Source organism: Sphingomonas crocodyli, from assembly GCF_004005865.1.
In the GTDB taxonomy this organism is placed as follows: Bacteria; Pseudomonadota; Alphaproteobacteria; order Sphingomonadales; family Sphingomonadaceae; genus Rhizorhabdus; species Rhizorhabdus crocodyli.
Window position 1 is genome coordinate 495,688 of sequence record NZ_SACN01000001.1, and the last position, 9,029, is coordinate 504,716.

Sequence of the window (9,029 nt, forward strand, 5' to 3'; positions counted from 1 at the left end):
CTCCTCAGGCGAGCTTGAAGCCTTCCTTGTTGGCGACGGCGGTGAGCTTCGCATTGCCGGCGTCGCCCAGCGCGGCGTGCAGCTTCGGGAAGATCGCTTCCTCCTCCTCACGCACATGCGCCTCGACATCGGCGCGGAAGGCGCTGACCTTCGACAGGAAGCCGGACGAATCCTTCGCCATCGCGTCGAGTTCGTAGAGATATTGTTTCACATAGCCGTGATCGTGGTTGAGCTTGTCGGCGTCAGCCTTGTCGCCCCATTCGCGCAGCGCGGGATACAGGCTGTTTTCTTCCATGAAGGCATGTTTGCCCAGCGCATGGGCAAGCTGGGTGAGGAGCGTCGTGCGCTTGCCGGTTTCGCGGTCGCCGGTCTTCTCCAGCGCGTCGAACAGCGAGAGGGCGAGCTTATGGTCGGCCTTCACACCGTCCAGCCAGTCACCGGCGAGGGCGGTCGGCGCCTGCACGATCACCTTGCGGCCCAGATTGGCGGCCAGCCCCGCAACCAGCCCGATGGCGGCCGCGCCGACCAGCCCCGCCGTCCGGCCCGACGCCGCCTGCCTCGCATCGCGCGCGATGCCCGTGACGGCGCGGCGCGTGCGGGTCGTGGTGCGACGAGCGCGCTTGGCGCCGGCGTCAGCCGCCTTTTCGATCGAGGCGACCGCCTCGTGGCTCACTTCGGCGATCGGCGCGGTGATGCTGGCGATCTTGGCGGCGGCGGTCGCCGGCTTGGCGCGGCGGGCGCGCGGCGCGGCCTTGGGCGCGGTGGCCTTGCGGCGGGCGGTGGTGGTCTCGGTCATGGACAAGCCTCCTGGAAATTGGGAGGCTGAACCCATGCTCCATCGGCCAGTTCCGGTCGTTTCGCCTGCGCTTGATGCAGGTTAGCGCGATAGATCAGGCGGGGCCGGGATCGACAAACAGATAGTCGGCGTCGAACTCTGCGGCGCGCTGGAGCTTTTCGAAATTGTCGATGTCGACGCGGCCGCTGCGGAAGGTGGCGAGGCCGCTTTCGCGCAATTCCTTGAGCACGCGATTCACATGGACCGATGTGAGGCCCAGACATTCGGCAAGGTCGATCTGCGTCAGCGGGAATTCATATCCCCGATCGTCGGTCAGCCCGACGATCTTCATGCGGACGTACAGTTCGCAGAACAGATGCGCGGTGCGGGCCAGCGCGCTGCGACGGCCCAGCGAAACCTCCCACGCGCGATGGATCGCCGCATCGAGATTGGTTTCGAACCAGAACAGGCGGCCGAGGCGCGGATGCTCCTCGGTTATCCATTCGATCTCCTCATGCGGCACGATACTCACGGTACAGTCGGTCAGCGCCATGACGTCGTGGTCGAGCCGCTTGAGCATGAAGCTGTGCAGGTCGAGGAAGTCGCCGCTGATGTGGAGCGCGCTGATTTGCCGCCGGCCGTCGCGCATATCTTTGTAACGGCCCATCAGGCCTTCGATCAGCAGGGTCGAAAAATCGATCCGCTGGCCCTCGCGGATCTGCACCGTGCGGGCGGGAACCTGCTTTATCGGCTGCGCGATCCGGCGGAGGACGGCCTCTTCCTCGGCACTGACCTCATGGCGGCGACGGAGCTTGAGCAGGAGGCGTTCGATCATCGGAGCGGATCCTTCGTCCCGTGTGTAGGGATCGTCACGCGGAAGGACCACTACGTATATCGATCACTTCGTCGAAGCGGACTTCGAACAGGACGTGCTGGTTTTCGTCGGCCACTTTCAGCACGCCGCCCAGATCGAGCCTGCCATGCGCCACTTCGTCGCGCAGGATCGATCTTATGCCCGTGACCGCCTGGGCCCGGGCCTCCTCAAGGCTGCCAAGTTCGACGCCTTCATCGTCATGGGTTTCGCCATTGCCGTTGAAGACATGGAAGAAGAAACGCGGCATTGCGGGATATCCTCCCGTCGGGTCCGGCGAACATGATCGCCAGACGGTTGATCTGATACGCAAAAACCCGCGTGTGACGGCTGGGTTGCAAATCATTTTTCCAAATTAATCTAGGGCAATCGCAAATGGACGCGACCCGGATACAGCTTCGCCATCGATTGGGAGCGGGCACCTGGGGGCAGGATGGTCCGCGCACCTTTTGGGGGCGCTTTGCCGAATATGTTGACGGACAGGTTGTTGAAGGGGCGGCGCGACGTCGTCCTCGATCCGAAGGAGCGGGCGGCGATCGAAGCCGCTATCAGCGAGGTCCGGTCGGTTCCCGCGCGCACGGTGTTGATCGAGGCGGGTGTCGCGGTGCGCCAGTGCGCCTTGCTCGTCGAAGGATCGATGTGCCGCTATATCGACGATCGCGATGGGCTGCGGCAGCTGGTGGCGCTGCATGTGCCCGGCGATTTCGTCGATCTGCATAGCTATGCGCTCAAATCGCTTGAACATGATGTGGCGACGCTGACCGAGGCGAAGGTCGCGATCGTGCCGCACGACAGGATTCGCGCGCTCACCGCCGACAGCCCCGATCTGGCGCGCAAATTGTGGTTCGCGACCCTGCTCGACGCCGCGATGCACCGCGCCTGGCTGTTCCGGCTGGGGCGGCTCGACGCGATGGGTCGGCTCGCGCATTTCCTGTGCGAGACGAATGCGCGGCTGAAGGCGGTGGGGCTGAGCGACGGGCGCCGCTTCCAGCTCGATCTGACGCAGAACGATCTTGCCGAAATCTGCGGTGTCACCAGCATCCATGTGAACCGCATTCTTCGCCAGCTGCGCGAAGAAGGCATATGCACCTACCGGTCTTCCTTGGTAGAAATCCTGCGACCCGATCTGCTCGCCGCCAGGGGGCAGTTCGACGATGCCTATCTCTATCTCGATGAGAGCCCTGCACGCTCGGATTAGGAGGTGCACGATGAACGAAGCCAAATCGCCGCCTGCGGCCGATGTTGCGGTGGCCAGTGCCGAGGCGGGGCATGTGATTCTCGATGGCCCGCCGGGCCTGGCGGCCACGCTCAGCCCCGAGGCCGCGATTCGGCTGGGTGAAAGCCTGATCGCCGCCGCGGCTGAGGCGAAGCGGCAGGCCGCCGCAGACTAGACGATATCGAGTGCGGAGATGACGAGGCGGGGATCGTCCGTCGCGTCGTTCAGGAATCCATTGTCGTAGAGCGCCTGCGCCGCTGCGCGCACACGACCCCGCTGATTTTCCAGCGCTGCGATCCGCGCTTCGCCGAATTGGCCCTGGCTGAGCTTGATGAGCGCGCTGCTGTCGAATTCGACTGCAAAGAGGAGCCCGTCCACCGATCCGCGAAAGACTGGCCGAACCGAATCGCCCTCCAAGGCGCCCAGGCTCACATTGTTCACACGCAGAACGATAGGCAGTTTACAATTCGCTGGCGCGCGAAATCGTCCTAACCTCGATTAGCGAGGTCCAGCAGCCCGTCGATGTCGATCTGCGCCTCCAGCGTGGCCGCAATCTCGTCGAGCGCGGCGTCGACGATCGCGCGATGATCGTGCATCGAACCGGCCACGCCGATCCGGTCGAGCAGCGCGCCGCGCAGGCCGGGGGCGGCGAGCAGCCCGTGAACATAGCTGCCCAGCACGAGGCCGGCCGCATCCTGCGCACCCTCGGCCCGGTTGTCGCTCAGAGTCGCGAAGGGGCGGGCGGCGTCAGGGCCGCCGGTTACGCCCATATGCATCTCATAACCGTCGAAAGCGGCGCCCAGCGCTTCGCCGGCCACTTCGCGCAACGCCTTGACGGGTTCGAGCACGGTTTCGACGTCGAGCAGGCCGAGGCCGTCGATCGCGCCCGGCTTGCCCTCGATGCCGTGGGGATCGGCGATCCGCCGCCCCAGCATCTGATAGCCGCCGCACAGCCCCAGCACCGCGCCGCCGCGCCGCCGATGGGCGAGGATGTCGATATCCCAGCCCTGCTGGCGCAGCGCGGCCATGTCGGCGATCGTCGCCTTGGATCCGGGCAGGACGATCAGGGCTGCCTCGGCCGGGATCGGCTGGCCGGGCGGGACCATGACCAGTTCGACCCCCGGCTCCTGCCGCAGCGGATCGAGATCGTCGAAATTGGCGATGCGCGGCAGGATCGGGCAGGCGATCAGCTTGCGGCCATTGCCGCTCAGGTGCCGCCGTTCGAGAATCACCGCATCCTCGCTCGGCAGGCGCGCGGCGGCGGGCAGCCAGTGGACGAGGCCAAAACCGCGCCAGCCGGTCCGCGCCTCGATCGCGGCATAGCCGTCGGCGAACAGCGCAGGGTCGCCCCGGAATTTGTTCACGATGAAGCCGCGGATCATCGCGGCGTCCTCGGGATCGATCACCGCCTTCGTGCCGACGATCGACGCGATCACCCCGCCGCGATCGATATCGCCCACCAATATGACGGGAACGTCGGCCGCGCGCGCGAATCCCATATTGGCGATGTCGCCGGCGCGCAGGTTGATTTCGGCGGGCGATCCCGCGCCTTCGACGACGACGATGTCGGATTGCGCCTTGAGCCGCTCGAAGCTCGCCAGCACTTCGCCCAGCAGCGGGCGGCGCGCCTCGCGGAAGTTGGCGGCGCCCAGCGTGCCGCGCACCTTGCCGTGGACGATCAGTTGCGATGTGCGGTCGGCCTGCGGCTTGAGCAGCACCGGGTTCATGTCGCTGTGCAGCGGCGTGCGCGCCGCGACGGCCTGCAGCGCCTGCGCGCGGCCGATCTCGCCCCCGTCGATGGTGACGGCGGCGTTGTTCGACATGTTCTGTGGCTTGAAAGGCCGAACCGAGAGACCACGGTTCGCCAATGCACGGCAAAGCCCGGCCACCAGCACCGACTTTCCAACGTCGGAACCGGTGCCCTGGAGCATCAAAGCCGGCATTTTAGATCAGGCCGCCCGAATCAATTCGGCGGCCGAGACCAGCAGAGCTGAAATCAGCCCTGGCGCGCCTTGAAGCGGCGGTTGGTCTTGTTGATCACATAGGTGCGGCCACGACGACGGATCACGCGATTGTCGCGATGACGGTCCTTGAGGGACTTGAGCGAGTTGCGGATCTTCATGGCGTGACGTGCCTGTCTTTTCTGTGATGCTGTGAAAACGAGGCGCCCCGATATGCGGCGGCAAATGGAGAGTCAAGCGGATTGGCCCTCTATTCGGGCGCATCCGTTCATTGACGGTGCAGCCGGAACAGAGCAGCCAGACCGTTGTTGATGCGTTTCGATCGTCTGCGTTTGCCGAAAGGTTGTCTCATGCGCGCTGTCCGTTCCACCCTGATCGCCGTTGGCGGCGCCCTCATATTGGCCGGCTGCGCCGCGCAGACGCCGCAGACGCGCGTCACCCGCTTCCACCTCGATCAGCCGATCGCACCCGGCGAAGTCGTGGTCGAACCGCGCGATCCCACGCTGGCCAAGGATCTGGAGTTCCAATCCTATGCCAGCATCATCCAGGGCGAACTGACCCGGCTGGGCTTCGGCACGGCGCGCGATCTCACCAAGTCCGAACTGGTCGCGGTCGCCGATGTGCGCCGCTATTCGCAGCCGATCGGCCAGGCGCGTTCGCCGATTTCGATCGGGCTGGGCGGCGGCAGCTTCGGCGGCGGGGTCGGTCTGGGCGGCGGGGTCAGCTTCCCCGTCGGCAAGCCCAAGCAGAATTATGAAGACATCACCGAACTGTCGATCCAGCTCAAGCGCCGCTCCGAAGGGACGGTGATCTGGGAAGGCCGCGCGCAGACCGGCGCGCGCTCGGGCACGGCAGCAGCGGCGCCCGAGGCGCAGGTCCGCACGCTCGCCACCGCATTGTTCCGGGACTTCCCCGGTAAGTCGGGCGAGACTATCACGGTGAAATGACAGCCCATATTTCGGCCGACTTCGACAGCGGCAACATCGTCGTCCTTTCGCAGGACGGCGCCAGCTTCGATCTGGAAATCCGCAAGGATCACCAGTCCGATTTCTACCAGTGGTTCCACTTCCGCCTGACCGGCGCGAAGGGCGAAGCCGTCAGCCTGCGCATCACCAATGCGGGCGGATCGGCCTATGTCGGCGGGTGGGAGAATTATGCCGCCGCCGTCTCATCCGATCGGCAGGCATGGCATCGCGTGCCGACATCTTACGCGAACGGCACGCTGACTTTGGCCTTCACGCCGGCCGCCGATTCGGTGTGGATCGCCTATTTCGCGCCTTATGCGATGGAGCGGCATCACGATCTGGTCGCGCGGATCGCCAGCGCCCCCGGCGTCACCCACGAACGTCTCGGCAGCACGCTCGACGGGCAGGATATCGATCTGCTCACGCTGGGCGAGGGGCCGAAACAGGTGTGGCTCTATGCGCGCCAGCATCCCGGCGAATCGATGGCCGAATGGTGGATGGAGGGTGCGCTCGAAAAGCTGATCGACGCGCATGATCCGGTCGCGCGATCGCTGCGCCAGCGCGCGACCTTCCACATCGTGCCGAACATGAATCCGGACGGGTCGCGCCGCGGCCATCTGCGCACCAATGCGGCAGGCGTGAACCTGAACCGCGAATGGAATGCGCCGAGCATCGAACAGAGCCCGGAAGTCTTCCATGTCCTCCGGCGGATGGACGAAACCGGCGTCGATTTCGCGATGGACGTCCACGGCGACGAGACGATCCCCTATGTCTTCATCGCGGGCTTCGAAGGCATTCCGAACTGGACCGACGCGCAGGGCAAGGCGTTCCACCTGTTCCGCGACACGCTCGCGCGTCGCACGCCGGATTTCCAGACCAAGCACGGCTATCATGTCGCGGCACCAGGCAAGGCGAACCTGTCGATGTCGACCAACCAGCTCGCCAACCGCTTCGGCTGCGTCGCGGCGACGCTGGAAATGCCATTCAAGGACAATGACGACCTGCCCGACGCCGATTTCGGTTGGTCCGATCAGCGCTCCAAGCGGCTCGGCGCCGAGTGCCTGGGCGCGCTCCATGAGATTCTCGACGCGCTTCCGACACGCTGAAGCGCCGAAAGTTTCCTATAGGAAACTTTGCCGTTGAGCGGTCTCGTGCGCGGCACTAGACCCGCCGCCTTCCACAGAATCACAAGCGGGGAACCGAATCATGGCCGATGCCGACATCGCCGAAGACAAGGGCAGCATCGCGGCGCAGGAGCTCCGCCTTTTCATCGAACGCGTCGAGCGTCTCGAGGAAGAGAAGAAGGGTATCGCGGACGACATCAAGGATGTGATGTCGGAAATGAAGGGCCGCGGTTACGACACGAAGATCGTCCGCAAGCTCATCTCGATCCGCAAGAAGAAGAAGGGCGAGCATGACGAGGAACAGATGGTCCTCGAAACCTACATGGCTGCGCTTGGGATGATCTGATGTTCACGCCCCTCCCGCCAACTGGTAGGAGGGGCAACGGACCCCTGAGGGTCCGCAAGGCCGAACGGCCGCCCGCGCTTATTGCGCGGAAAGCCAAGGGCGGCGGATGCCGCCCGCCCGGCGCCTGAGGGCTGAACAAATATGTCGACTTTTCAGATAGACACGGCCACGAGCCGCGCGACCCCGACGCCGCAGCCGATGCGGCGGCTCACCGTTCCCGCGATCCGCGAGGCCAAGGGTAAGACGCCGATCGTGATGCTCACCGCTTATACGGTGCGCATGGCGCAGATCCTCGATCAGCATTGCGACGTCCTGCTGGTCGGCGACAGTCTGGCACAGGTGATTTACGGCCTGCCATCGACGGTGCCGGTCAGCCTGGAAATGATGTGCCTGCATGGCGCCGCCGTCGTGCGCGGCAGCTATCACAGCCTCGTCGTCGTCGACATGCCGTTCGGATCCTATGAGGAAAGCCCCGAACAGGCTTTCCGTTCGGCCGCGCGCATCCTGAAGGAAACGGGCTGCGCGGCCGTGAAGCTCGAAGGCGGGCAGGCGATGGCGCCGACGATCCGTTTTCTGAGCGAACGCGGCATTCCGGTGATGGGCCATGTCGGCCTTACCCCGCAGGCGGTGAACGCGCTGGGCGGCTATGGCGCGCGCGGGCGCAGCCAGGCCGAACAGGCGAAGCTGCTCGACGATACCAGGGCGGTCAGCGATGCGGGCGCCTTCGCTGTCGTGGTCGAAGGCGTGATCGAGCCGATCGCGATCGAAATGACGCGGATGATCGATATTCCCACGATCGGCATCGGCGCCTCGGCGCAGTGCGATGGTCAGGTGCTGGTGATCGACGACATGCTCGGCATGTTCGAACGCGTGCCCCGTTTCGTGAAGAAGTTCGCCGCGCTCAGCGACGATATTGAAGCGGCTGTGAAGATTTATGCGGATGATGTCCGGTCGCGCGCTTTCCCGACGCCTGACCAGACTTATCAGCCCAAGAAGGCCGCCCCTTCCGCTTGAGCCTTACGCCCGCTAAGAGGGCGGACCTTTGTTTCCGGAGGATGTGATTGGCCGTCTCGCCCAACAATGATGAAGCCTTTCTGCGCGAGGTGGATGAGGAGCTTCGTCGTGACGAACTCCTGTCGCTCTGGAAACGCTATGGCCGTATCGGCCTGATCGCGATCGGCGTCGCTCTCGTGCTGTTCGCGGGCTTCCTGTTCTGGCAGCACCAGCAGCAGAAGGGCCGCGAGGCGGAGGGCGAACAGCTCAGCGCCGCGATCGCCGATCTGCAGGCGCAGCGCAACGATCCCGCCGGCGTGAAGCTCAAGGAACTGATCGACGGCGGCAACCCCGCTTATGTCGCAGTCGCCCGCTTCGATCTGGCGACGCTTGCCGCGCAGAAGAACGATCTGAAGCGCGCGTCGAAGATCTATGGCGAAATCGTCGCCGACGCCAAGGCTCCGAAGCCCTATCGCGATCTGGCGCTGCTGCGGCAGACCTCGCTCGATTTCGATACGCTGCCGCCCGCGACGGTAATCGAACGGCTCAAGCCCCTCGCCGTCGAAGGCAATGCCTGGTTCGGTTCGGCGGGTGAGATGACGGCGATGGCCTATCTGGCGATGAACAACCGCAAGGATGCGGGCCGCCTGTTCGCCGCGATCGCCGCCGACACCAAGCAGCCCGAAACGCTGCGCGCGCGGGCTTCGCGCCTCGCCAATTCGCTGGGCGTCGATACCGCCGCACCCGCACAGACCGCCGAAGCCGAATAAGATGCCAA

The 9,029-nt window shown here is 64.9% G+C and carries 13 protein-coding genes; 7 read left to right on the top strand and 6 right to left on the bottom strand.

Annotated features, from left to right (window positions below):
• Nucleotides 1-4: 4 nt before the first annotated feature.
• The 3 genes from EOD43_RS02510 to EOD43_RS02520 form a co-directional block, all read right to left on the bottom strand.
• On the bottom strand, nt 5-796 hold the full coding sequence (locus EOD43_RS02510) for a hemerythrin domain-containing protein (protein WP_127740784.1): 792 nt from the start codon (nt 794-796) through the stop codon (nt 5-7).
• Nucleotides 797-890: 94 nt separating this feature from the next.
• A complete protein-coding gene (locus EOD43_RS02515; RefSeq protein WP_127740786.1) occupies nt 891-1,610 on the bottom strand; it encodes a Crp/Fnr family transcriptional regulator in 720 nt (239 codons plus the stop codon).
• 34 nt (nt 1,611-1,644) lie between these two features.
• Nucleotides 1,645-1,896, bottom strand: a complete 252-nt coding sequence (locus EOD43_RS02520; protein WP_127740788.1) for a DUF6894 family protein — start codon at nt 1,894-1,896, stop codon at nt 1,645-1,647.
• A 219-nt stretch (nt 1,897-2,115) separates the two neighbouring features.
• Here EOD43_RS02520 and EOD43_RS02525 point away from each other — a divergent pair, with 219 nt between their 5' ends.
• Nucleotides 2,116-2,844: a Crp/Fnr family transcriptional regulator gene (locus EOD43_RS02525; RefSeq protein ID WP_127740790.1), complete on the top strand. Its 729-nt coding sequence runs from the start codon at nt 2,116-2,118 to the stop codon at nt 2,842-2,844.
• Nucleotides 2,845-2,854: 10 nt separating this feature from the next.
• Complete coding sequence (locus tag EOD43_RS02530; RefSeq protein ID WP_127740792.1) at nt 2,855-3,037, top strand: hypothetical protein; 183 nt, start codon at nt 2,855-2,857, stop codon at nt 3,035-3,037.
• Here EOD43_RS02530 and EOD43_RS02535 read toward each other — a convergent pair.
• The 3 genes from EOD43_RS02535 to ykgO all read right to left on the bottom strand — a co-directional run bounded on the left by EOD43_RS02535 (nt 3,034) and on the right by ykgO (nt 4,984).
• Entirely contained in the window at nt 3,034-3,240 is a 207-nt protein-coding gene (locus tag EOD43_RS02535) for a hypothetical protein (protein WP_127740794.1), read from the bottom strand. The genes EOD43_RS02530 and EOD43_RS02535 overlap by 4 nt on opposite strands.
• A 110-nt stretch (nt 3,241-3,350) precedes the next feature.
• The gene (locus EOD43_RS02540) at nt 3,351-4,805 is read right to left on the bottom strand and encodes a cobyric acid synthase (RefSeq protein ID WP_127740796.1); all 1,455 of its coding nucleotides are present in this window, start codon (nt 4,803-4,805) and stop codon (nt 3,351-3,353) included.
• 53 nt (nt 4,806-4,858) lie between these two features.
• Nucleotides 4,859-4,984: a type B 50S ribosomal protein L36 gene (gene ykgO, locus EOD43_RS02545; protein WP_003046794.1), complete on the bottom strand. Its 126-nt coding sequence runs from the start codon at nt 4,982-4,984 to the stop codon at nt 4,859-4,861.
• Nucleotides 4,985-5,173: 189 nt separating this feature from the next.
• Between ykgO and EOD43_RS02550 the strand changes: the two genes are divergently transcribed.
• From EOD43_RS02550 to EOD43_RS02570, 5 genes are all read left to right on the top strand, one after another.
• Complete coding sequence (locus tag EOD43_RS02550; RefSeq protein WP_240653052.1) at nt 5,174-5,770, top strand: DUF4136 domain-containing protein; 597 nt, start codon at nt 5,174-5,176, stop codon at nt 5,768-5,770.
• On the top strand, nt 5,767-6,894 hold the full coding sequence (locus EOD43_RS02555) for a M14 family metallopeptidase (RefSeq protein ID WP_127740799.1): 1,128 nt from the start codon (nt 5,767-5,769) through the stop codon (nt 6,892-6,894). The genes EOD43_RS02550 and EOD43_RS02555 overlap by 4 nt, the downstream gene beginning before the upstream one ends.
• A 100-nt stretch (nt 6,895-6,994) precedes the next feature.
• Nucleotides 6,995-7,258 (top strand): DUF2312 domain-containing protein, encoded by a 264-nt coding sequence (locus tag EOD43_RS02560; protein ID WP_127740801.1) that lies wholly within the window; start codon nt 6,995-6,997, stop codon nt 7,256-7,258.
• A 141-nt stretch (nt 7,259-7,399) separates the two neighbouring features.
• Nucleotides 7,400-8,272, top strand: a complete 873-nt coding sequence (gene panB / locus EOD43_RS02565) for a 3-methyl-2-oxobutanoate hydroxymethyltransferase (RefSeq protein ID WP_127740803.1) — start codon at nt 7,400-7,402, stop codon at nt 8,270-8,272.
• Between the two features lie 47 nt (nt 8,273-8,319).
• On the top strand, nt 8,320-9,021 hold the full coding sequence (locus EOD43_RS02570; protein ID WP_127740805.1) for a tetratricopeptide repeat protein: 702 nt from the start codon (nt 8,320-8,322) through the stop codon (nt 9,019-9,021).
• Nucleotides 9,022-9,029: the final 8 nt, after the last annotated feature.